Here is a 21,839-nt window from a genome sequence, read left to right as displayed (position 1 = left end):
TGTCTACGCGATAGGGTCCGCGCATCATCATGCCACTTCACCCATTCCCCTGGTTCAGCGTAGCGATCCTGATCGCGTTGATCCTCGTCAACGCAGCCTTCGCCATGTCGGAGCTTGCCATCGTATCGTCGCGTCGGCCGCGGCTTGAAGCCATGGCGCGGCGGGGGCGCGGCGGAGCGCGGGTTGCATTGGACCTGGCCTCCGATCCCGGCAAATTCCTGTCCACAGTCCAGACCGGTATCACGCTGACCGCGGTCATTTCCGGCGCTTTCTCCGGCGCGGCCCTGGGGTCGCCCGTTGCCGAGCGACTGGAATTGCTGGGGCTGGGCCATGAAGCAGCGGAAAATTGGGGCTTCGGGCTCGTTATCGTGATCACCACCTATCTCAGCCTGGTGGTCGGCGAACTGGTACCCAAGCAGATCGCGCTGACCGCGCCGGAGCCAATTGCCGCCGTCGCGGCGCGGCCGATGTTGTGGCTGTCGCGGATTGCGGCGCCGTTCGTGTGGTTGCTGGAACATTCCAGCGCGCTGCTCATCCGCCTGCTGGGGATGCATCGCCGGCGCGACAGTCAGGTGACGGCCGAGGAATTGCACTTGGTGGTGGCAGAGGCGTCGACCGCCGGCGTCATCGAGGAAAATGAGCGCGCGATCATCTCCGGCGTGGTCCGGCTCGCTGACCGGCCGGTGCGCGAGGTGATGACGCCGCGTACCGAGGTCGAGTGGATCGATCTCGACGATCCGCGACCCTTGCCGGAGGAATTGCCGCACAGCCGCATGCCGGTCGGACGTGGATCGGTCGAGGAGCTGATCGGCGTTATCCAGGCGAAGGAGCTGCTCGCCGTCGTCATGGCGGGTAAGTCGATCGAGCTGCTGGAGGTGATGCGGCCGGCACCGGTCGTGTCGGATCAGATGGATGCGATGGACGTGCTCGGCGTGTTGCGTGAGGCCGACGTGCCGATGGCCTTCGTCCACGACGAATATGGTCATTTCGAAGGCCTGGTGACGCCCGCGGACCTGCTCGCTGCGATCGTGGGCGCGTTCGTTTCCGATCAGGACGACGATACCGATCCGCCGCTTGTGCAACGTGACGACGGCAGCTGGCTGGTATCGGGATCGCTGGCGGCGGATCAGCTGGCCGAGCGGTTGTGCATCGATCTTCCCGAGGATCGCGATTATGCGACGGCGGCCGGCTTCGTCCTGTCGGTGCTCAAGCATCTGCCGACGGTGGGCGAAAGCTTCGACGAAGGCGGCTGGCGTTTCGAAGTGGTCGATATGGACGGTCGCAAGATCGACAAGCTGCTCGTCTCGCAACTGCCGGGCTAACGACCGGCCAATAGCCGGTTACACCAGCGGGGGAAGTGGCGACGATCCTGTGACCGTCAGCTACCGAGCTTGCCGAATTCCGCTTCGAACGCTTCCGTATTTCCGCTTGCGAGCAGCCGCGCCTGCTCGACCCAGCGATCGCGCGCGATCCGTCCCTTGAAGGCGCCCATACGTGCGTCGATGGCGGCCACATCCGCATCGTTCCAGTTGGCGATCTGTTCGAACCGGGTGACGCCGAGATCATGGAGCAGGCTGGCGGCTTTCGGGCCCAGGCCCTTCAACTGCGTCAACATGTCGCCAGGGGCCGCCGGCACGTCGGTGGCATGCGACTGAATGCCCATGAACTGATCGACGACATCTTCGACCGCGTCGGCAATCTCGGTCCCGACACCATAGCCTTCCGGGGGCACTACCGGGGTCACGGGCGGTGCCGGCGTTCCGGCGCGCTGCAAGGGGGCAGGGCGCACGATCGGCGCCGCGTCTCCAAGGGTGACATGCTGCTTGCGGCCGAAGATCAGGAACAGAAATAGCAGCGCGATCACCACGATCACGGCAATGACGATAGTCGTGGTGGTGCTCATCGATACTCCCTCGGATTTGGCATGCCGTCCTCAAACGCAATCATCTGGTTGAACGCAGGGTTCCATCCGCACAGCGATCGTGTGAGTTCCTTCAGGATAACCGGGTCCTCCCGGCTAAGCTGAAAGATGGCACGAGCTGATGCGAAGGCCCTTAAAGAGATGGATGACGCCCTAGCCGCGCGCGGCCGGTTCAGGCAACCCGCCCAGCTTCGCGTTCTACTTCGCGCCAGCCAATGTCGTGGCGGCAAAAGCCGGTTGGAAAGTCGATCCGGGCGACCGCTGCATAAGCCCGGCTTTGCGCGTCCGCCACCGTATCGCCCGTTGCCGTAACCGCCAGCACGCGTCCACCAGCCGCCACCAGCTGACCCTCGACCATCGCGGTGCCGGCCTGGAAGACGCGTGCGCCGTCGCGTTCCGCCAGGTCAATGCCGCCGATCCTGCCGCCCTTGACCGGTGGGCCCGGATAATTGTCGGCTGCCATGACGATTGTCAGCGCCGCGCGATCGGCCATGACTGGGGGAGCGATCTCCCCCAGCCGACCTTCGGCGACATCGGCCAACAGGGTGACCAGATCGTCGTTGAACCGGGTCATCAGCACTTGCGTTTCGGGATCCCCGAAACGGCAATTATATTCGATTAACTTCGGCCCGTCGTCGGTCAGCATCAGCCCGGCATAGAGGACGCCCGAATACGGCGTGCCGTCGGCGGCCATGGTATCGACCGTGGGCCGGATGATCCGATCCATCACCTGCGTCTGGATCTCGGGCGTGAGGATCGACGCTGGACTATAGGCACCCATTCCACCGGTATTAGGCCCGGTATCGCCATCACCGACCCGCTTATGATCCTGGGCCGATCCGAACGGAACGATCGTGCTGCCATCGGTGAGAGCGAAGAAACTTGCCTCCTCGCCGGTCATGAATTCCTCGATGACGAGTTCCGCGCCCGCCGTGCCGAATTGGCCGCCGAACATCTCATCAATGGCGGCTTCGGCTTCCGCGGACGTCGTGGGGATTACCACACCTTTTCCGGCAGCCAGCCCATCCGCTTTGATCACGACGGGAAGGCCGAAGCGCGGCAATGCTGCCTTGGCTGCTGCCGCGTCGCGAAACCGATCATATTCCGCAGTCGGAATGCCCGCGCGGCGGCAGAGATCCTTCGTAAAGCCCTTGGAGCCTTCCAGCCGGGCGGCCGCCGCCGATGGCCCAAACACCAATATGCCATAAGCGCGCAGCGCGTCGGCGAGGCCATCGACCAGGGGTTGCTCCGGGCCGATGACGACCAGCCCGATATTCTCCTCGCGCGCAAAGCCAACGATGTTATCGGGTGCGATATCGACCAGTTCGGCATGCGCCGCGATGCCGGGATTGCCCGGTGATGCGAACAGCTTGCTGAGCCGCGGCGATTGCGCGAGCTTCCATGCAAGGGCATGCTCGCGCCCACCCGAACCGATGAGCAGGACCTTCATGGCGTCTTCACTTCCCCCGGAAACTGCGGCGCTGTTAGCGGAGGAGTCGCCCGGCGACAATTCGCCTGCGCTATCCGTATCGGAGCTTTCCGGCGCACTGAAGCGATCGGTCGAGGATGCCTTCGCGCACGTGCGTGTCCGTGGCGAGATATCCGGCTATAAACGGGTGGCGTCCGGCCATAGCTATCTGACGCTGAAAGATGACCGGGCCTGCCTGGATGGGGTCATCTGGAAGAATACGCCGCTGGCCTTCCGCCCGGAAGACGGCGCCGAGGTCATCGCGACCGGACGGCTGACCACCTATCCGGGGCGATCACGCTATCAGATCGTGATCGAGCGGCTGGAACTGGCAGGGCAGGGCGCGCTGATGGCATTGCTCGATCAGCGCCGCCGCACGCTGGCGGCGGAAGGCCTGTTCGATGGCGCGCGCAAGCGAGCGCTGCCGTTCCTGCCGGCCAAGATCGGTGTCGTCACGTCCCCCACCGGCGCGGTGATCCGGGACATTTTGCACCGGCTGGAAGATCGTTGCCCCACCCACGTGTTGGTCTGGCCGGTTGCCGTGCAGGGCGAAGGGGCTGCCGCCCAGGTTGCGGCCGCGATCAGCGGGTTCGCCGCAATGGCGGAACCGCCGGCGCTGATCATCGTCGCGCGCGGCGGCGGATCGATCGAGGACCTCTGGGCCTTTAACGAGGAAGTGGTGGTACGCGCGGTCGCAGCGTCGCCGATCCCGGTCATCTCGGCGGTCGGGCATGAGACGGATGTTACGTTATGCGACTTCGCTGCCGACATGCGCGCACCCACGCCGACCGCCGCCGCAGAGATGGCGGTGCCGGTGCGGGTGGAGCTGCTCGCCAACGTGCGGGACCTGGGGGTGCGGGCGGGCCGCTGCGCGCGGCGCTATCGCGATCACGCGCGCGAACGGCTCACGGCGGTCGCCCGTCATCTGCCTGCATCGGACCGTCTGTTGGCGCCCCAGCGGCAGAAGCTGGACGAATTGAGCGAGCGCCTGCCGCGCGGATTATCCTCGGCGCTGGCGCATGCGCGCCGCGACTTGGCCGAAGCCGCCGGCGCGCTGCGGCCAGGCCTGCTCGGTGCGAAGGTATCGCGTGGGCGGGAGCGCTTGGCGGCGGTGCGCCTGCGCCCGGCCCTGGTGGAACGGCGCCTGACAGATGCGCGGGATCGGCTCGACCGCCTGTGGCGCGTCGCCGAACAATTGCATCCCGATCGCCCATTGGCGCGTGGCTATGCGCGGGTGGAGGGCCGGGACGGAAAGGTGGTCGGATCGGTTCCGGCAGCCCGTGCGGCCGGCGGCGTGACGCTGGTTTTTGCCGACGGCAGGATCGCGGCGCGGGTTGAGGGAAGTCCCCGCCCTGCTATGGAACGCCCCAAGCCCGAGCAGCCAACATTGCTGTGACGGGACGGCCGACGGGGCTGAATGGAAAGGCGCAACGACTATGCTGATGGCGCAAGGGAAGCAGGCCAAGCTTCATTATCTTGCAGGCGGATTTCGGGTGCTCGTACCCGGAGATTACGTCCTGTGTGCCAAATCCGGCGAGGCCATTTCGCTCGAGGATTTGCGCTATTGGAATGTAACCCGGCAAGAAGCTTATGCGACCGCCGAGCTCGCCAGCGCGGCGGAGCGCAAGGCTTGAAGGCCGGTTGGGTATTCCTGGTCCTCCTTGGGCTGGGCGGTTGTGCCTCCCGTCCGGCGGCGCTAGGGCCGGCAACCGCCCCTCCGCCGGTCGGCCAGCCAATTGTCCCGCCACCCCCACAGGTGGTGGATGCACGTATTTTCGGCTTGAGCGGGATGCCCCAGCAAGGCGGCTTGCTGAGCGGTACCGCGCCGGTGGGAACGGCCTTGCTGCTGCTCGACAACAAACCCGTGCGGTTTGCAGCGGACGGCCGCTTCATCATCGGCTTCGGGCGCGATGCGACGCCGTCGGCAACGCTGGAAGCGCGTTTGCAGGACGGCCGGCTACTGCGACTGCCGCTGACGATCCTGCCCCGCCAGTGGGATATATCGAGGCTGTCCACCCTGTCCCGCGGCACTACGCCCAGCGCCGCCTATCAGCGGATCCGCGGTGCGGAGGTCGCCCAGATCGAGGCGGCACGCGCCACCAACGTGAACAGCGACGGTTGGCGCCAGACGTTTCGCTGGCCGGCGCTGGGGCGGATCAGTACCTTGTTCGGGTCGCAGCGCATCTATGCAGGTGGCGTGGCGGGTGCGCCGCATAGCGGCCTCGACATTGCGCGCGCGGTTGGCGGCTCTCCCCTGGAGGGAACGCCCGCTTTGTCGCCCGCCGACGGCGTTGTCGTACTGGCCACGATGCGTCCGTTCAGCCTTGAGGGCAATCTGGTCATGATCGATCATGGCTTCGGGTTGGTCAGCGCGATGATGCATTTGCAGCGTATCGATGTGCGGACGGGCGATCGTGTCACACGCGGCCAGCCGATCGGGCTGATCGGCAGTACGGGCCGTGCGACCGGGCCGCATCTGCATTGGGGCATGACCTGGAACGGCGTCCGTATCGATCCCCTGCTGGTCGTGGGACCGATGCCGGGTTCGCGAAGCAATTGATGGCGGATATCGCGCCCCAGCTTATGGCCGCGATGGAGACAGCGCGCGCTGCCCAGCGAGCAGGACGCCTGGACGAAGCGGTGGCGATCTTGGAAGCGGCGCTGAGCAGCCTCGCGCCTCACCCGGCCGCACTCAATCAGTTGGGCCTTTGCCAGCTGGCGGCAGGGCGGCCGTTGCAGGCGGCCGCGATCTTCCGGGACGCGACCGCGCTGGATCCCAACGCGCCGCCCTTATGGTTGAACCTGGCCGATGCGCACCGACGGGCAGATGCGCGCGCGGACGAGATTGCGGCCTTGGACCGCGCATTGGGCATCGACCCCTATCTGCTCCCCGCCTTGCTGGCGAAAGGCGCGGCATTAGAGGCGCTCGGCGAGGCAGACGCTGCGGCGAAAGTCTATCGTGGGTTGCTCGCTTCCTATCCCGACCTTTCGGCCATGCCGGATGCGGTGCAAGGCGCGGTCGGACGGGCACGAGATTTCGTCGATCAGGTCAATCGTCGTACGGCGGACGCGTTGATGGCGGCGACGGCATCGACCTTGGCCGCCTATCCGGACCAGAATTGGCGTCGTGCGAACACCTATCTGGCCCATCTCAGCGGACAGCGGCGCATCTATCCGCAGCAGCCGGTGGCGGGGCATTTCCCGTTCCTGCCGGCCGACGAATATTTCGAAGACCATCTGTTCCCGTGGCTGGGCGCACTTGAGCAGGCAACGGACATGATCCGCGGCGAATTGCTCGCGCGATGGGCGGAAGGGGCAGATCGGCCCGCGCCATATGTGGACTTTCCGGAAGGCGCCCCGGTCAATCAATGGGCGGATTTGAACAGATCGCCACGATGGGGCGCCTACTTCCTGTGGCGGGACGGTGTGCCGCAGGCGGAAAATCTCGCGCGCTGCCCCGGGACGGCGGCCTTGCTGGAGCGGCTGCCTATTCTCGATCTACCGGGGAAGGGGCCGACGGCCCTCTTTTCCATCCTGGACGCGCATACGCATATTCCGCCGCACACCGGTTCCACCAATATCCGCGGGACGGTCCATCTGCCGCTGGTGCTTCCCGGCCAGTGCCGCTTCCGCGTCGGTGGCGAGACCCGCGACTGGCAGATGAACAAGGCGTGGGTGTTCGACGACACGATCGAGCATGAGGCGTGGAATGATAGCGATCAGCCGCGCGCCATCCTGATTTTCGACTGCTGGAACCCGCATCTCACCGCGGCGGAGCGGGCATTGGTGCGGGCATCGGGCGGTTAAGCAATAGCAGTGGTGGCCGCTCTTTATCGATTCTCGCGCATCATGCGGATCGCGGTCTGGTTTTTGATACGGGCGAGGTAGCTGCCCATCGCCGCCTTGCGGATGCGGATCGGATCGCCGGCCTTGGCATCGAAGCGGAGCGTCGTGCTGTCATTTTGGACCCAACGGGCATCATCGTCGAGCACGACCAGCCAGCGGCCATCTCCACGCTGAAATGCGCTTTTGATCGTGGCCTGAATTTCATCCACCTCTTTTTCCGGATCATTGCCGGCGGCGTCCCGCGCCAGCAGATTGAGCCGTGGCAGTTGGAAGCCGAATAAGGATCGACGGACCTTCTTCATCTCCGTTGCGTCGACAACCGTAATCTGCTTGTTTTGCGTCGCAGCATAGAGCGCGGCCGATTGCGTATCAAAGCAGGCCAGCCGCGCGGTGGTATCCGTCACGGATCGGCAGTTCAGCAGCGGCTCGAGCGCCAGCGACCGTCCAGGTTCGGCTATCGCTGTGGTCGGCGCGACCAGGATCACTCCCAGCAACATGCGGGAAATATTTGGATACAAAGGATTTCCTTCCTTTGAGAAGAAGCTGGCACATTTGTGTTGCGATTTCGCTACACACTGTCCGTTACCGGTCAATCCACCTGAACGCCAGCTTTACAGTGCAGTACAGCATCGTCATGTCTCGGTCTTCGCCGGCGCACACGGCTGTGTCGAGCCGGCCACACGGAGACATCCAGAAGGATCGCTCCACAAAAGGGGACATATTGTGATCAAAAATCATCAATTGCTCGGTCGGACTGCGCTTGGCAGCGTGTCCATGATCGCGAGCCTGATGTTTTCGACCGCTGCTCTTGCGCAGGCTGCTCCTCCGGCGGCATCGCCGGAGCTGGCGTCCGCACAGGCGAACAGTGATGAACCAAGTGGTGAAGTTGTTGTGACCGGCTCGCGTCTCGCGCGTCCGGATCTGACCGGCACCAGCCCAGTCCAGATCGTCGGCGCCGAAGATATCGCGCTGCGCGCCGGCTCCGCCAATATTGAAAACGTTCTGAACGATCTTCCGCAAGTCACCCCGACCACTTCGTCGACCTCGAACAACCCGGGTGGCGGCGTTGCGACGGTCAACCTGCGTAACCTGGGTTCGCAGCGCACGCTCGTCCTCGTCGATGGTCGTCGCTATATGTCGTATGACGTCAGCCAGATCGTCGACCTCAACACCATTCCGTCCGCGCTGATTCAGCGCGTTGACGTGGTGACGGGCGGCCAGTCCGCCGTTTACGGTTCGGACGCTGTTGCCGGCGTGGTCAACTTCATCCTGAAGCGCGACTTTTCCGGTGTCGAGATCAACAGCCAGTATAATGTGACGGGACGCGGCGACGGCCAGGTCTGGGATCTGAACGGTACGATCGGCTCCAATTTCGAAGACGGCCGCGGCAACGTGACGCTGTTTGCCCAATACACGAAGCGCAAGCCGACTTTCGCGGGCGATCGCGGCTTCAGTCGGGATGCGCTGAGCGACAACCAAGACGGATCCCCGCCTTTCGCTGCGGGTGGATCGCCATCGGTGCCCCAGGGCCGTATCAATGTTGCGGGGCTCGGCGCCGCACTGGGCCAAGGCTCAGCTTGTAATATTCAGACATTTGGTGCGACAGCTGCTGCACCGTCGCGCTGCTATACCGCGGCAGACGGCTACAACTATTCTCCGGTCAATTATTTGCAGGTGCCGCAGGAGCGCTTCCTCGTCTCGGCGATGGCGCATTATGAGGTTAGCGACGCGTTCCAGCCTTATCTGGAAGCGCAGTTTTCCAACAACCGCGTGCCGACGCAGCTCGCCGCTACCCCCATTGGGAACGGTACGCCGTTTGGCGCGACCGGCACGATCGGTGCCATCCAGCTCCAGACGAATTCTCCTTACTTCAACCCACAGCTTCAGGCGGCTTTGCGGTCGTTGGATACCGACGGCGATGGCTATGTATCCAGCAACTTCAACTATCGCACGACGCAGATCGGCCCTCGCGTAAATTTTGACGAGCGTAATGCTTTTCGCATCGTGAGCGGTGTCAAGGGCGATATCGGCGGTGGCTTTAGCTATGACGGCTACTACATGTATGCCCGGACAAAGAATTCGCAGCGCCAGCTCGGTAACGTCGCGATCGACAAGTTCGTCAATGCCGTCACGACCTCGTTCGATGCTAATGGAAACTTGCAGTGCCGGGATGCATCGGCCCGTGCCGCAGGTTGCGCACCAGCCAATATCTTCGGGCTGAATCAGCTGACCCCGGAAGCTGCTAACTACATCTCGGTCGGCGCTACCAATCTTGAGGAATATACGACCCAGGTCGCGAGCTTCGTCGTCACTAATTCCAACCTGTTCGATCTTGGCGCCGGCGGCGTCGGTCTCGTCTTGGGTGCGGAATATCGCAGCGAGCATGGTGCCGTCAGCCCCGACACCTATCTGGCGAGCGGAAACGTTGCCGGCTTTAATCCGGGGCAGCCGACCTCGGGCGGTTACAACGTGAAGGAACTCTTCACCGAAGTTCACGTGCCGTTGCTGGCTGATAACATTGTACATCGGCTCGAACTGAATGGTGCGGCACGTTATACTCACTATTCCAACTCGCCCGGTAACGTGTTCACCTGGTCTGCTGGCGTCGAATTGTCGCCCGTTCGTGACCTGACCTTCCGCGGTAACTATCAGCGTGCCATTCGTGGGCCCAGCGTTAGCGAGCTGTTCCTGGGTCAGACGGTCAGCTTCGCGGGCAACGGCGATTCGTGCGGAACCTCCGCAGCAGTCCCCGCAGGCCGATTGCATGACATTTGCGTCTCGCAATTCACTGCGGCAGGGGCGCCATTAAGCCAGATCGGCAACGGCGCGATCCAGGATCCAAATAACGTCAATCCCGTATCGTTTATCTCGGGTGCTTCCACTCTGAAGGAAGAAACTGCAAAGACGTTTACGCTTGGCGCGGTTTACACGCCGTCGTTCCTTCGTGGTTTCAGTGCAACGGTTGATTATTATAACATTAAAATCAGCAATTACATTGTCCATGGTGTTGGGCCAACAACCCTGGGTCGAGCTTGTTTCGAGTCTTTCATCGATAAGTATTGCAACGTCATCACGCGCAACTCTTTCGGCGAAATTGAAACATTCAACGATCCGTATGGCAACAGCGGTGGCCTGAAGACTTCCGGTGTCGACGTAACGGCCGCGTACCGAACGAATGTCGGTCAGATCTTCTCGAACGATGCGAAGCTTAGTTTCACTTTTGCTGGTACGCGCTTGATCAAATACAACTTCCAGCCGCTGGTCGGGGTTGATCTGACGTATCGTTGCGCGGGTGCATTTGGTGCGAATTGCGCCGTGCCCACGCCGAAGTGGCGCCATTCTATGCGCACCACGCTGGCCGTCGGGCCGATTACCGGATCGGTACAGTGGCGCTATATCGGCAAGGCGCATGACGATAATGACCAGATCGATTACGGATCGGAAAAGTTCAAGGCGCAGAACTATTTCGACGCGACCGTCAGTGGCGACGCGGGTGATCATCTCACGCTCACCGCTGGTGTTACCAATCTGTTCGACAAGAAGCCGCCCCTGGCTGCTTCGCGGCAGAATGGTGGTAACGGCGAACAGAGCAACACCTTCCCGACGCTGTATGACGTGCTCGGGCGCTCGTTCTTCGTTTCCGGTCGGATCCGCTTCTAAGCGCGATCGGACGGAAGGTCTGAAACGAGAAGGGGCGGCCTCACGGCCGCCCCTTTTTCGTGCGCTCGATCGAGCCTTAAGGACACTCCGCTAAGCGCTGGTGCGCAGCCAGCCGGTAATAGAGGTACGTGGCGTGGCCGCGGCGGCAGTGACACAGCTCACGCTGTGGACCTGCGGCACCGAGAACAGGGTCAAGGCATTGGCCCGCGGAGTGAAGCCGCGGCTGACATCGCCGCAATTGTCGTGGAACAGTAGCAGGCCACCCCATTCGGCGCGCCAACCCTCCGTCAATCCCATGACATAAGCGGCGTGCCGCTGCTTGCCTGGCACGACATCGTCATGCGCAGTCAGAAAGTCGCCAGGCCGATAGATGGTGGCCTGCGCGTCAGCGAAGCCAATCGCGTGGGCGCCGGTGACCGCACGCATCAGGCCGAGTACATCCTCCCCGCACATGAATTCGGCGAAGGCATGTAACGTATCGGCCGGATCGCGCGCTTCACGCGCATCGGGCACGCGGACGGATTCGAAGCAAAATTGAAATGCTTCCCGGGCCTGCGCGACAATCGCGGCCCGCAACCTTGCTTCCTGATCCGCAGTCAGCGCTTCCGATCCGTGGCGCGGTAGATCGTAGACTTTCTCGCCATTGTTGAAGATCCAGGTCCAGTCACGGCGGCTGGCGAGATCCGCGGCCAGCGCTTTCGCTAGACTTGCGGGCAAGAAAGGCTCGATCTGAACGATACCGGTTGCGGCAAATTGCGCACGTAGCGCTAACGGGTCGATCGAGGGATGCAGCGTGAACGCGGTCATCTCAAGCGTCAGCCGTCGAACAGTCCGGCCTGGCCCGCGGCGGCCGGGGGTGTGAGCCCAAGGTGTGTCCAGGCACGACCGTTGAGGCAGCGGCCGCGCGCGGTACGGGCGAGGAGGCCGAGTTGGATCAGATAGGGTTCGATAACCTCCTCGATCGTGTCGCGCGGCTCCGACAGGCCGGCGGCCAGCGTTTCGACGCCCACCGGCCCGCCAAGATAGAGATCGGCGATCATCGTCAGGTACCGGCGATCCATCGCATCGAGGCCGAGCGCGTCCACCTCCAGCCGGGTCAGCGCCGCGTCGGCATCCTTGGCATCCACCACGTCATGTCCTGCGGCATGCGCGAAATCCCGCACGCGGCGGAGCAGGCGGCCGGCAATGCGCGGTGTCCCGCGGGATCGGCGCGCAACTTCGGCGGCGCCATCCGCGGCGAGGGCGAACCCCAGCAAACGTGCCGCGCGGCGCACAACCTGTTCCAGTTCTTCGGTGGTGTAGAAATTGAGGCGGATCGGAATGCCGAAGCGATCGCGCAGCGGCGTCGTCAGCAGGCCCTGGCGCGTGGTCGCGCCGACCAGTGTGAAGCGCGGCAGATCGATCCGCACGCTGCGCGCGGAAGGGCCTTCGCCGATCATGATGTCGAGCGCCCGGTCCTCCATCGCCGGATACAGGATTTCCTCGACTGCGGGGGTAAGCCGATGGATTTCATCGATGAAGAGTACGTCGCCCTCTTCGAGATTGGTGAGCAAGGCCGCCAGATCGCCAGCCTTGGCGATTACCGGCCCCGACGTGGCGCGAAATCCGACGCCCAGTTCGCGCGCAACGATCTGGGCGAGCGTCGTCTTGCCCAGGCCGGGGGGGCCGAAAAACAAGACATGGTCCAGCGCTTCGCCACGGGCCTTGGCCGCCTGAATAAATACGCGCAGATTCTCACGTGCTGCCTTCTGGCCGACGAAATCGTCCAGCGTGCGCGGACGCAGGGCCGCGTCCGCATCGTCGGGCGCGCGCGCTGGATCGATCAACCGTTCGGGCTCGCTCATGCGATCGGCATAGAGCCTGATCGTCGGCGGTGGAAGCATCGTACAAGCCGACGCGACCCCTTCACGCGTCGCCCGCGCATGATACAGGTCGCGCCGTCTGCGACTCCACAGGATTACCGATGCCGAAGCCCCCCTTGCTGATGCTGATCGAGCAGCCGGACTTGTTCGGGCTGGCGCATATCGGCGACCATTATGATCTTCGCGCGCAACCGGAGCCCGGAATTGTCGCCGCCGTCAGCAGCGGCAATGGGGTCGATGCCGCGATGATGGAGGCCGCGCCCGATCTGAAGATGATCGCGCTCAGCGTGGTCGGCTATGACAAGGTGGATGTCGCCGCCGCACGCCAGCGGGGCATCGCCATCACCAACACGCCCGACGTGCTGACCGACGATGTGGCCGATCTGGCGATCGGCCTGATGATCGCCGTCGCCCGCCGGCTGCCGCAGCACGATCGGTTCGTCCGGCAAGGCCGTTGGCCGCAGGAAGGGCCGCCGGCGCTTGCGCGGCGGGCGAGCGGGCGACGGATCGGTGTACTGGGTCTTGGCCGGATCGGTCAGGCGATCGCGCGGCGCGCCGCGCCGTTCGCAGCCGAGATCGGCTATTATTCCCGCGCGCAGCGTGAAGAGGGCGAAGCGTATAGCTATCATGATAGCCCACGCGCGTTGGCGGAATGGGCGGACGTCCTGATCGTCGCGGTATCCGGAGGACCTGACACGGCGGGGCTGGTCAGCAGGGCGGTGATCGAGGCGCTGGGGCCGGAGGGGACGCTGATCAACATCGCGCGTGGATCCGTGGTGGATGAGCCGGCGATGATTGCGGCGCTGACGGATGGGCGGCTGGGATCGGCCGGGCTGGATGTGTTCGCGCACGAACCGAATGTTCCTGAAGCGCTGATACAGCTGGAGAATGTCGTACTGGTGCCGCACCAAGGCAGCGCCACGCGCGAAACGCGCGCCGCCATGGGGCAATTGGTGCTCGATAATCTGGCGGCTTTCTTTTCGGGTAAGTCGCTGCTCACACCGATCTAGGGGTGGCGGCCGGGCAGGGCGTTATCGCGACGCCTTGCGCAGCGCGAGCCGGACGAGCGCGTCCAGCGTCGCCGCCGGCCCTAGCTCATCGCTGGCGGCACCAACCGCCGCCGAGGCCTCGGCCGGCCGGAAACCGAGATTCGCCAGCGCCGAAAGCGCGTCGGACGCGGCGGTGCCGGCCGGCGCGGGTGCCGCACCGCCTGTCCCCAACGCGATCCCGCCAACTTTGTCTTTCAATTCCATCGCGATACGCTGCGCCAGCTTGGGGCCGACGCCGTTTGCGCGCGCGATCATCGCCTTGTCGCCGCTGGCGATCGCGCGGGACAGATCGTTGGTGTCGAGGACCGACAATATGGCCAGCGCCACGCGGCCGCCGACACCCTGCACGCCGGTCAGCAGCCGAAACCAGTCCCGTTCGCTGGCCGATCCGAAGCCGAACAAGGTGATCGCATCCTCGCGCACCTGCATTTCGGTCAGTAGCAGCACAGTGCCGCCCACCGCGCCGATCGCCGTCAAGGTACGGGTGGACGCATAAGCAAGATAACCGACGCCATTGACGTCGATCACGGCATGATCGGCGGTAATTTCGGCCAAAATTCCGGAAATGCGGGCGATCATGCGAACGGGTCTAGCCCAGCCGTCGGGCGCTCGCCAGATGGTGGGCGTGCGTAATTGCCACCGCCAGCGCATCGGCGGCATCCGCGCCTGCAATCTTCACGCCGGGCAGAAGGCGCGCAACCATCGCGTGGACCTGCGCTTTTTCCGCGCCGCCGGTGCCGACCACCGCCTTCTTGACGACGCTGGGCGCATATTCCCCGACATCGAGCCCGTGCCGCGCCGCGGAGAGCAAGATGACGCCCCGTGCCTGGCCGAGCTTGAGCGTCGACTGCGGGTTCATGTTGACGAAGACCTCTTCGACCGCCGCCGCCTGCGGACGGTGACGCAAGAAGAGGTCGTCCAGCGCGTCATGCAACGCGACCAGGCGGGCGGGCAGGGCAGCGGCGCTGCTCGTCTTCACCTGTCCGTTGGCGATGTGACTGAGCCGATTGCCATCCGCCGCGATCACGCCCCAGCCGGTGGTGCCGAGGCCGGGATCAAGGCCGATCAGGATCAGCCCAGCTTCTCCATCACGTCGTCCGAAATGTCGTAATTGCCCCAGACGGTCTGGACGTCATCATCGTCGTCCAAAGCGTCGATCAGCTTGAGCAGCGTCGCCGCCTGCGCTTCGTCCACCGTGACCTGGGTCTGCGGACGCCAGGCGAGCTTTACGCCTTCCGCTTCACCGAGCACCGGCTCGAGCGCCTTGGCGACTTCGTGTAGGCTGTCGAGCGCGGTCCAGATCGAATGACCATCTTCGCTGCTTTCGACATCCTCGGCTCCGGCTTCCAGTGCCGCTTCGAACACCTTCTCGGCATCGCCGGCGCTGGCGGGATAGCTGATCAGGCCGAGCCGATCGAAGGCGTGGCTGACCGAATTGGGCGCGCCGAGATTTCCGCCATTCTTCGAGAAACCGAGGCGCACGTTGGTGGCGGTGCGGTTGCGATTGTCGGTAAGCGTTTCGACGATCAGCGAAACACCGCCGGGGCCGAAGCCCTCGTAGCGAATCTCTTCATAGGCATCGGCATCGCCGCCGGATGCCTTGTTGATCGATCGTTCGATATTTTCTTTCGGCAGGCCTTCCTTGCGCGCGGTGATGACCGCTGCACGCAGGCGCGCGTTCATGTTCGGATCGGGCAAGCCGGAGCGGGCCGCGACCGTGATTTCGCGCGAAAGCTTGGAGAACAACGCTCCGCGCTTTTTGTCCTGCGCACCCTTGCGGTGCATGATGTTCTTGAATTTGCTATGGCCGGCCATGGCGCCCGCTTCTTCTTTTCTCGAATGGAGGGAGGAGCCGCACTCCTAGCGCGCGGCATCCCCGGCATCAACTCAGGCGCGGCCTATGCCGCGCCCGCGCGTCAATTCAGGCCGAGCGCGGCCTTGTAGGTCTCGAGCAGCGCTTCCGCCTCGTCGCGGGCATGCTTTTCCATTTTGCGCAGACGCACGATCGCGCGCATCGTCTTGCTGTCATAGCCCTGGCTCTTCGCCTCGGCGTAAACGTCGCGGATATCGTCCGCCATACCCTTCTTCTCTTCCTCCAGCCGTTCGATCCGCTCGATGAAGAGGCGCAGCTGATCCGCTGCAACCGTATCTGACATTGCCTGTCCCCGTGATTCTGGTGAGCGCGCCGACTAGCCGTTCGCATGCAGACTTCGCAATGGGGTGACGGCAGGCAAAACGCTGGTTAGGTGGAGGCTGTTCGGGAGCGGAGAGAAACAGAGTGTCGGAAGGCAGCAACATCCAATTCTCAGAGCGCGAGGCGCTCGATTATCATGCATCCGGCCGCCCGGGGAAAATCGAGATCGTCGCATCGAAGCCGATGGCGACGCAGCGCGACCTGAGCCTGGCCTATTCGCCAGGCGTGGCCGTCCCGGTGCGCGCGATCGCGGAAAATCCCGATGCGGCTTATGATTATACCGCCAAGGGCAATCTGGTCGCGGTGATCTCCAACGGCACGGCGATTCTCGGCCTCGGCAATCTGGGCGCGCTGGCGTCCAAGCCGGTGATGGAAGGCAAGGCGGTGCTGTTCAAGCGCTTCGCCGACGTCGATTCGATCGATCTGGAGCTGGCGACGGAGGACGTCGACGCCTTCTGCAACGCCGTCGCGTTGCTCGAGCCCTCCTTTGGCGGCATCAACCTTGAGGATATCAAGGCGCCCGAATGTTTCGTGATAGAGCAGAATCTGCGCGAACGCATGAACATTCCGGTGATGCATGACGATCAGCACGGCACCGCGATCATCACGGCCGCCGGCCTGATCAACGCCTGCTACCTCACCGGGCGTGAGCTCAAGGACATCAACGTCGTCGTCAACGGCGCGGGCGCAGCGGCGATCGCCTGCACCGAACTGATCAAAGCGATGGGCGTCTCCCCCGACAAGGTGCTGATGTGCGATCGCTCGGGCGTGATCTATCAGGGCCGTACCGAGGCGATGGACCAATGGAAGTCGGCACATGCCGCGGTCACCGACCGTCGTACGCTGGCGGAAGCCTGCGAAGGTGCGGACGTATTCCTCGGCCTGTCGGCCGCGGGCGCGCTCAAGCCTGAGATGGTCAAGACGATGGCTAAGCGGCCGATCATCTTCGCCATGGCCAATCCGGATCCCGAAATTACCCCGCCCGAAGCGAAAGCGGCACGGCCGGACGCGATCGTTGCTACGGGCCGTTCGGACTATCCGAATCAGGTCAACAACGTGTTGGGATTCCCCTTCATCTTCCGCGGCGCGCTCGATGTGCGTGCGACTGCGATCAATGAAGAGATGAAGATCGCCGCCGCCGAGGCGCTGGCCAGCCTCGCCCGCCAGCAGGTGCCGGAAGAGGTCGCCATTGCCTATGGCGGCCATGCCCCGCGGTTTGGCCCGGATTATATTATCCCGGCGCCGTTCGATCCGCGGCTGATGGAGATCATCCCGGCCGCAGTGGCGGAAGCGGCGATGCGGACCGGCGTCGCGCGCAAGCAGATTGATGATTTCGTCGCCTATCGTGAGCAGCTCAAGGGCCGCCTGAGCCCGGCAACATCCGTCCTGACGCTCGCCCATGCCAATGCGCGCGCCAATCCAAAGCGGGTGGTGTTCGCGGAAGCCGAGGAAGAAGTGGTGCTGCGTGCGGCGATCGCCTTCCGCGACGGTGGTTATGGTACGCCGGTGTTGGTCGGCCGCGACGAGGTGCCGGACAAGTTGCGGGCGCTCGGCGTTGAGGATCCGGACAGCTTCGAGCTGCACAATAGCCGCCACTCGCCGCTCGTGCCGCAGATGGTCGAATATCTGTATGCGCGGCTGCAACGGCGCGGTTACCTGCGCCGCGAGGTCGAGGCGATGGTCAACCAGGATCGCAACATCTTCGGTGCGCTGCTGCTGGCCCTTGGCGAAGCGGATGCCATGATCACCGGCATCACCCGTACCTATGGCAAGACGCTGCGGCAGGTGCGCCGCGTGATCGACCCGATCGAAGGCCGTCGCCCATGCGGCATCCATGTCATCGTCGGCAAGAAGCACACCGTCTTCATGGCCGATACGATGGTGACGGAGCGGCCGACACCGAAGGAACTGGTCCAGATTGCGCATCATACGGCTGCGGTTGCGCGGCGGATGGGCCATGAACCGCGCGTTGCATTCCTGTCTTACTCCACCTTCGGGAACCCGCCGGGCGAGTGGATCGACAATGTGCGCGATGCGGTCGCCTTGCTGGACCAGACCGATCCGGGCTTCGAGTTCGAGGGCGAGATGGCGCCGGACGTCGCGCTGAACCCCAATTTGCGCAAGGCCTATCCCTTCAGCCGCCTGTCGGGTCCAGCCAATGTGCTGATCATGCCAGGGCTGCAGTCGGCCAATATCTCGGCCAAGCTCCTGCGGGAGGTCGATGGCGATGCGGTGATCGGCCCGATGCTGGTCGGCATGGAAAAGCCGGTGCAGATCGCCACGATGTCGGCGACCGCATCCGAATTGTTGACGCTGGCTGTGTTGGCAGCGGCAGGCATCGCCCACTGACATATTCTTTGGATCCCGGCGAACGTCGGGATCCAAAGATGCTAAACTCGGCTCCGGCCTGGAGCGGGAGCGAAAATCAGAGAATCGGAGGGCCGGCGAGCGGGGAGATCAGCCGCCGGGGTTGTCTGCCGTGCTCGCCCGATCGCTTGATCCAGCGGAAATATTGCCGAACAGTTCGGAGAAGAAGGTGCGATGCGCGCCCAGAACCGGCGTCTTCTTGCCATAGACCTGCACGTCGCGGATCGTCTCGACCCCGGTTTTCTGCACTGATGCCACGTCGCCATTGCGGGCGAAGCGCACCGCGAGCAGCGTCTGCTCGGTCGGATGCGGCGTGCTGAAGGCGAGCTGGCGGGTCGTGCGCGACAGATAATACCAGGTGTTACCCTGATCGAACTGGCTGTCGAACGTCGGCCGGCCGAGCGTCTTCATCACCGAATCCTTGGTGTCGACGCCGGGCTGCACGCTGTTGATCAGCGTAGTGTCGACCACATAACCCTTATGATCGCGCACTTCGGCGCAGCCACCGAGCGCCACCACGGCCAGCGCAGCGATCGCCCCGCGCTTGATCGATGCTGCCATGTACGAAAACCCTTTCCGACGATCCCTGATCCTGACTGCCCACGGCTGAACTCAGCCTGAGCGACCAGTCTCACGCGTCGGGATTGCAACCGCGCGCGGTCGCCTCAATATGCGGCGCCAACAGGCTCCGCAAGTCGCGGGCAGGGAGATGCGGTGAATGATAGGATTATGGCGTCGTCTGTTCGGACGCGCGGAGCGCGAAAAGATGGCGCCGCTTTATCGCGCAATCATCGCCGAAGCGCGCCTTCCGGCCTGGTATCGCGAAGGCGGCGTGCCCGATACGTTGGATGGACGGTTCGATATGGTAGCCGCGATTCTCAGTCTGGTGCTGCTGCGCCTGGAGGAGGAGGGCGAAAGCGCGCGAAGCGCGTCCGCCTTTCTGACCGAGCTCTTCGTGGAGGATATGGATGGCCAGTTGCGTGAGCGCGGCATCGGCGACATCATCGTGGGCAAGCATATCGGCCGGATGATGGGCGCCCTTGGCGGACGCCTGGGCGCGTTCCGTGCGGCGTTTGCTGGCGGGGATTTGGAAGAGGCGATCCAGCGCAATATCTATCGTGGCGTGCAGCCTGATCCATCCGCCATGGCGGTGGTTCGGGACGGGCTCAGCTGGTTGCATACAAGGCTGGCGGCAACGCCCGCGCCTGCTTTGGTCCAGGGGAGTTGGCCCGCATGACACCCGAATTTTCCCGCCCCGTGCGGCTCGATGAAGTTGGCGGCACGCCGCGCGCTATGACGGTGACCGCCGACGAGGCGGAGCGCGCCGCGCTGGCACAGCGCTTTGATCTGATCGAGATCAACCGGCTTGAGGCGAGCGCGGATCTGGTGCGCGACGGCGACATCGTGGTGGCGACCGGCCGGCTCAAGGCAAAGGTGGTGCAGAGCTGCGTTGCGAGCGGCAATCCGGTTCCGGCGTCGGTGGCGGAAGCCTTCACGCTACGCTTCGTACCGATACCCGCCAGCGACGATGCCGACGAGGAAATGGAGCTTGGCGAAGGCGACCTCGACGAGATTTTCTATGAAGGCAGCGCCATCGATCTGGGGGAGGCGGTGGCACAGACGCTGGCGCTGGCGCTCGATCCCTTTCCCCGCGCGCCCGATGCCGAGCATGCTTTGCGCGAAGCCGGCGTCCTCCCCGAGGAAGACGCCGGCCCGTTCGCCGCGTTGAAGGCGCTGAAGGACAAGTTGTAGGGGATCAGACGGTGATCATCTTCGCGATCTGCAGGAAGATCACATAGAGGACACCGGCAATCGCCATCGCCGCGGGCAGGGTGGTGAGCCAGGCGAGCGCGATGTTGCGCACCGTGCTGACCTGAACGCCCGATCCGTTCCCCGCCATCGCGCCCGCGACGCCGCTGGAGAGGATGTGCGTGGTCGATACGGGCATGCCCTTGAACTGAGCCAGTAGGATCGTGCTGGCTGCCATCAGCTCCGCAGCGGCGCCCATGCCGTAGGTCAGGTGCGTCTTGCCGATCTTTTCGCCAACGGTGACGACGATCCTTTTCCATCCCACCATCGTGCCCAGGCCCAAGGCCAGCGCGACCGAGATCTTGACCCAGGTGGGGATGAAGCGTGTCCCCTTCTCCAGCAGCGTCTCATAAGTTTTGAGCGTCTTGTCGCCGCCATTGGGAAAGTCGTTCTTCGCCTTTTCCGCGTCCTTCGTCAGCAGGCGCAGCGTATCATAGACCAGATACATCTGGTTGCGCAGGTTGGGCGTTGCCGCCGCCGGGACGTGGGCGATCGCGCCATAGCTCTTCAGCTCCCGGACAATATCGGCCGAGACGCGGTCCAGCGCGGCATAGACTTGCGGCCGCTCTGCCTGATGCGTGCGCAGGGCGGTCGTAAGCGTGTCCGAGGCGGCCTTCGATGTCATCGGTGCGACGCCGTTGGCGCGCGGTGCGAAGATCGTGTGAGCGCCATCGACAGCCTGGATAAAGGCCGGGGTGGAACTGTCGGGCATCGTGCGATTGAGGGCGTAGGCTGTCGGCGCGACACCGATCAGGATCAGCATGATCAGCCCCATGCCCTTCTGCCCGTCATTGCCGCCATGCGCGAAGGATACGGCGGTGCAGGTGAAGATCAGGAGAGAGCGGATATGCCATGGCGGCGGGGTATCGCCGACGGGCTCCTTATAGAGACCAGGATCACGCACGACCCGTTTCATGCCCCACAGCAGCAGCATCGCGCCGACGAAGCCGATCACCGGGCTGACGAGCAATGTCAGCAGGACGCTTTCGGCCTGGCTCCACTCGACGCCCGACGTTCCGCCTGCGCCGCCCGCAAGGAGCTGATTGGCAAGACCGACACCCAGGATCGATCCGATCAGAGCGTGGCTAGACGAATTGGGCAGCCCCAGCCACCAGGTACCGAGATTCCACACCACCGCGGCCAGCAACAGGGCGAAGATCATCGCGAACCCGCCGGCGCTGCCGACATGCAGGATCAGTTCGACCGGCAGCAGCGTGATGATCGAGTAAGCGACGGCGCCCGTCGAGACGATCACGCCGATGAAGTTCCAGCAGCCCGACCAGAGGACGGCGACGACCGGGGCCAGGGAGTTGGTGTATATGACGGTGGCGACCGCATTGGCGGTGTCGTGAAAACCGTTCACGAATTCGAAGCCAAGGGCGATGATCAGCGCCAGGCCAAGGAAGAGAAACGCACCTATGGCGAGCGGTTGGCCGGAATGCGCGGTGTCGTTGAAAATATTATAGCCGGCAAAGATCAGCCCGGCCGCCAGCACGGCCATGAACAGGCTCGCCGCCAGGGGGTGGACCTTATGATCGAGCTTGCCAGAGCCTTTGGCGGGACTTTCCGTCGCGAGGGCGCTGCTGGCCATTGACGTCTCCTGATCGCCCCCCGGCATCATCCCCTTGATCGGATGAGATGACAGGACGATGACAGTCGGGGC

21 protein-coding genes are annotated in these 21,839 nt (G+C 63.8%); 10 read left to right on the top strand and 11 right to left on the bottom strand.

Annotated elements, in window-relative coordinates:
- The first annotated feature begins 29 nt into the window (after positions 1-29).
- The gene (locus ACSBM8_RS11650) at positions 30-1,322 is read left to right on the top strand and encodes a hemolysin family protein (RefSeq protein WP_442678185.1); all 1,293 of its coding nucleotides are present in this window, start codon (positions 30-32) and stop codon (positions 1,320-1,322) included.
- A gap of 56 nt (positions 1,323-1,378) precedes the next feature.
- Here the strand turns inward: ACSBM8_RS11650 and ACSBM8_RS11645 are convergent, their stop codons facing one another.
- Both ACSBM8_RS11645 and purD read right to left on the bottom strand, forming a co-directional pair.
- Positions 1,379-1,903 (bottom strand): hypothetical protein, encoded by a 525-nt coding sequence (locus tag ACSBM8_RS11645; protein WP_442678184.1) that lies wholly within the window; start codon positions 1,901-1,903, stop codon positions 1,379-1,381.
- A gap of 190 nt (positions 1,904-2,093) precedes the next feature.
- Positions 2,094-3,371, bottom strand: a complete 1,278-nt coding sequence (gene purD / locus ACSBM8_RS11640) for a phosphoribosylamine--glycine ligase (RefSeq protein WP_442678183.1) — start codon at positions 3,369-3,371, stop codon at positions 2,094-2,096.
- Between purD and xseA the strand changes: the two genes are divergently transcribed.
- The 4 genes from xseA (at position 3,370) to ACSBM8_RS11620 (ending at position 7,196) form a co-directional block, all read left to right on the top strand.
- Positions 3,370-4,785, top strand: a complete 1,416-nt coding sequence (gene xseA / locus ACSBM8_RS11635; RefSeq protein ID WP_442678182.1) for an exodeoxyribonuclease VII large subunit — start codon at positions 3,370-3,372, stop codon at positions 4,783-4,785. The two genes, purD and xseA, sit on opposite strands and share 2 nt — an antisense overlap.
- 40 nt (positions 4,786-4,825) lie before the next feature.
- On the top strand, positions 4,826-5,023 hold the full coding sequence (locus ACSBM8_RS11630; protein ID WP_442678181.1) for a DUF2093 domain-containing protein: 198 nt from the start codon (positions 4,826-4,828) through the stop codon (positions 5,021-5,023).
- A gap of 155 nt (positions 5,024-5,178) precedes the next feature.
- Positions 5,179-5,949, top strand: coding sequence for a M23 family metallopeptidase (locus ACSBM8_RS11625; RefSeq protein ID WP_442681575.1), 771 nt, complete (start codon positions 5,179-5,181; stop codon positions 5,947-5,949).
- Complete coding sequence (locus tag ACSBM8_RS11620) at positions 5,949-7,196, top strand: aspartyl/asparaginyl beta-hydroxylase domain-containing protein (RefSeq protein WP_442678180.1); 1,248 nt, start codon at positions 5,949-5,951, stop codon at positions 7,194-7,196. Before ACSBM8_RS11625 ends, ACSBM8_RS11620 begins: the two co-directional genes overlap by 1 nt.
- Positions 7,197-7,219: 23 nt before the next feature.
- Here ACSBM8_RS11620 and ACSBM8_RS11615 read toward each other — a convergent pair whose 3' ends face one another.
- A complete protein-coding gene (locus tag ACSBM8_RS11615) occupies positions 7,220-7,720 on the bottom strand; it encodes a hypothetical protein (protein ID WP_442678179.1) in 501 nt (166 codons plus the stop codon).
- A 238-nt stretch (positions 7,721-7,958) separates the two neighbouring features.
- On the opposite strand from ACSBM8_RS11615, the gene ACSBM8_RS11610 reads away from it, so the two are divergent.
- A complete protein-coding gene (locus tag ACSBM8_RS11610) occupies positions 7,959-10,895 on the top strand; it encodes a TonB-dependent receptor domain-containing protein (RefSeq protein WP_442678178.1) in 2,937 nt (978 codons plus the stop codon).
- A 90-nt stretch (positions 10,896-10,985) separates the two neighbouring features.
- Here the strand turns inward: ACSBM8_RS11610 and ACSBM8_RS11605 are convergent, their stop codons facing one another.
- Positions 10,986-11,702, bottom strand: coding sequence for a 2OG-Fe(II) oxygenase family protein (locus ACSBM8_RS11605; protein ID WP_442678177.1), 717 nt, complete (start codon positions 11,700-11,702; stop codon positions 10,986-10,988).
- A gap of 8 nt (positions 11,703-11,710) precedes the next feature.
- Complete coding sequence (gene ruvB, locus ACSBM8_RS11600; RefSeq protein WP_442681574.1) at positions 11,711-12,739, bottom strand: Holliday junction branch migration DNA helicase RuvB; 1,029 nt, start codon at positions 12,737-12,739, stop codon at positions 11,711-11,713.
- A 119-nt stretch (positions 12,740-12,858) separates the two neighbouring features.
- Between ruvB and ACSBM8_RS11595 the strand changes: the two genes are divergently transcribed.
- Positions 12,859-13,767: a 2-hydroxyacid dehydrogenase gene (locus tag ACSBM8_RS11595; RefSeq protein WP_442678176.1), complete on the top strand. Its 909-nt coding sequence runs from the start codon at positions 12,859-12,861 to the stop codon at positions 13,765-13,767.
- A gap of 21 nt (positions 13,768-13,788) precedes the next feature.
- Here ACSBM8_RS11595 and ruvA read toward each other — a convergent pair whose 3' ends face one another.
- The 4 genes from ruvA to ACSBM8_RS11575 all read right to left on the bottom strand — a co-directional run bounded on the left by ruvA (position 13,789) and on the right by ACSBM8_RS11575 (position 15,962).
- Positions 13,789-14,385 (bottom strand): Holliday junction branch migration protein RuvA, encoded by a 597-nt coding sequence (gene ruvA, locus ACSBM8_RS11590; RefSeq protein ID WP_442678175.1) that lies wholly within the window; start codon positions 14,383-14,385, stop codon positions 13,789-13,791.
- Between the two features lie 10 nt (positions 14,386-14,395).
- Positions 14,396-14,881: a crossover junction endodeoxyribonuclease RuvC gene (gene ruvC, locus ACSBM8_RS11585; RefSeq protein WP_442681573.1), complete on the bottom strand. Its 486-nt coding sequence runs from the start codon at positions 14,879-14,881 to the stop codon at positions 14,396-14,398.
- The gene (locus ACSBM8_RS11580; protein ID WP_442678174.1) at positions 14,878-15,621 is read right to left on the bottom strand and encodes a YebC/PmpR family DNA-binding transcriptional regulator; all 744 of its coding nucleotides are present in this window, start codon (positions 15,619-15,621) and stop codon (positions 14,878-14,880) included. The genes ruvC and ACSBM8_RS11580 overlap by 4 nt, the downstream gene beginning before the upstream one ends.
- Before the next feature lie 101 nt (positions 15,622-15,722).
- A complete protein-coding gene (locus ACSBM8_RS11575) occupies positions 15,723-15,962 on the bottom strand; it encodes a DUF2312 domain-containing protein (RefSeq protein WP_420136994.1) in 240 nt (79 codons plus the stop codon).
- Positions 15,963-16,084: 122 nt separating this feature from the next.
- Here ACSBM8_RS11575 and ACSBM8_RS11570 point away from each other — a divergent pair, with 122 nt between their 5' ends.
- The gene (locus tag ACSBM8_RS11570) at positions 16,085-18,349 is read left to right on the top strand and encodes an NADP-dependent malic enzyme (protein ID WP_442678173.1); all 2,265 of its coding nucleotides are present in this window, start codon (positions 16,085-16,087) and stop codon (positions 18,347-18,349) included.
- Between the two features lie 108 nt (positions 18,350-18,457).
- Here the strand turns inward: ACSBM8_RS11570 and ACSBM8_RS11565 are convergent, their stop codons facing one another.
- On the bottom strand, positions 18,458-18,928 hold the full coding sequence (locus ACSBM8_RS11565; RefSeq protein WP_442678172.1) for an outer membrane protein assembly factor BamE: 471 nt from the start codon (positions 18,926-18,928) through the stop codon (positions 18,458-18,460).
- A 157-nt stretch (positions 18,929-19,085) separates the two neighbouring features.
- On the opposite strand from ACSBM8_RS11565, the gene ACSBM8_RS11560 reads away from it, so the two are divergent.
- A complete protein-coding gene (locus ACSBM8_RS11560) occupies positions 19,086-19,604 on the top strand; it encodes a ubiquinol-cytochrome C chaperone family protein (protein ID WP_442678171.1) in 519 nt (172 codons plus the stop codon).
- Positions 19,601-20,119: a YceD family protein gene (locus tag ACSBM8_RS11555; protein ID WP_442678170.1), complete on the top strand. Its 519-nt coding sequence runs from the start codon at positions 19,601-19,603 to the stop codon at positions 20,117-20,119. The genes ACSBM8_RS11560 and ACSBM8_RS11555 overlap by 4 nt, the downstream gene beginning before the upstream one ends.
- 4 nt (positions 20,120-20,123) lie before the next feature.
- Here ACSBM8_RS11555 and ACSBM8_RS11550 read toward each other — a convergent pair whose 3' ends face one another.
- On the bottom strand, positions 20,124-21,767 hold the full coding sequence (locus ACSBM8_RS11550) for an inorganic phosphate transporter (protein WP_442678169.1): 1,644 nt from the start codon (positions 21,765-21,767) through the stop codon (positions 20,124-20,126).
- Positions 21,768-21,839 lie beyond the last annotated feature (72 nt).

Origin of the sequence: Sphingomonas sp. ASY06-1R, assembly GCF_052180265.1 — a bacterium.
GTDB lineage: Bacteria > Pseudomonadota > Alphaproteobacteria > Sphingomonadales > Sphingomonadaceae > Sphingomonas_I.
Note: the sequence above shows the minus strand (reverse complement) of the source record. Positions and strands in the feature narration are given on the sequence as shown.

Coding starts and splice junctions, on each gene's coding strand:
- ACSBM8_RS11550 (WP_442678169.1), bottom strand. CDS start 21,767: ATGGCCAGCAGCGCCCTCGCGACGGAAAGTCCCGCCAAAGGCTCTGGC.
- ACSBM8_RS11555 (WP_442678170.1), top strand. CDS start 19,601: ATGACACCCGAATTTTCCCGCCCCGTGCGGCTCGATGAAGTTGGCGGC.
- ACSBM8_RS11625 (WP_442681575.1), top strand. CDS start 5,179: ATGCCCCAGCAAGGCGGCTTGCTGAGCGGTACCGCGCCGGTGGGAACG.
- ACSBM8_RS11630 (WP_442678181.1), top strand. CDS start 4,826: ATGCTGATGGCGCAAGGGAAGCAGGCCAAGCTTCATTATCTTGCAGGC.
- ACSBM8_RS11580 (WP_442678174.1), bottom strand. CDS start 15,621: ATGGCCGGCCATAGCAAATTCAAGAACATCATGCACCGCAAGGGTGCG.
- ACSBM8_RS11605 (WP_442678177.1), bottom strand. CDS start 11,702: ATGACCGCGTTCACGCTGCATCCCTCGATCGACCCGTTAGCGCTACGT.
- ACSBM8_RS11650 (WP_442678185.1), top strand. CDS start 30: ATGCCACTTCACCCATTCCCCTGGTTCAGCGTAGCGATCCTGATCGCG.
- purD (WP_442678183.1), bottom strand. CDS start 3,371: ATGAAGGTCCTGCTCATCGGTTCGGGTGGGCGCGAGCATGCCCTTGCA.
- ACSBM8_RS11575 (WP_420136994.1), bottom strand. CDS start 15,962: ATGTCAGATACGGTTGCAGCGGATCAGCTGCGCCTCTTCATCGAGCGG.
- ruvB (WP_442681574.1), bottom strand. CDS start 12,739: ATGAGCGAGCCCGAACGGTTGATCGATCCAGCGCGCGCGCCCGACGAT.
- ACSBM8_RS11620 (WP_442678180.1), top strand. CDS start 5,949: ATGGCGGATATCGCGCCCCAGCTTATGGCCGCGATGGAGACAGCGCGC.
- ACSBM8_RS11560 (WP_442678171.1), top strand. CDS start 19,086: ATGATAGGATTATGGCGTCGTCTGTTCGGACGCGCGGAGCGCGAAAAG.
- ACSBM8_RS11645 (WP_442678184.1), bottom strand. CDS start 1,903: ATGAGCACCACCACGACTATCGTCATTGCCGTGATCGTGGTGATCGCG.
- xseA (WP_442678182.1), top strand. CDS start 3,370: ATGGCGTCTTCACTTCCCCCGGAAACTGCGGCGCTGTTAGCGGAGGAG.
- ruvA (WP_442678175.1), bottom strand. CDS start 14,385: ATGATCGCCCGCATTTCCGGAATTTTGGCCGAAATTACCGCCGATCAT.
- ACSBM8_RS11565 (WP_442678172.1), bottom strand. CDS start 18,928: ATGGCAGCATCGATCAAGCGCGGGGCGATCGCTGCGCTGGCCGTGGTG.
- ACSBM8_RS11595 (WP_442678176.1), top strand. CDS start 12,859: ATGCCGAAGCCCCCCTTGCTGATGCTGATCGAGCAGCCGGACTTGTTC.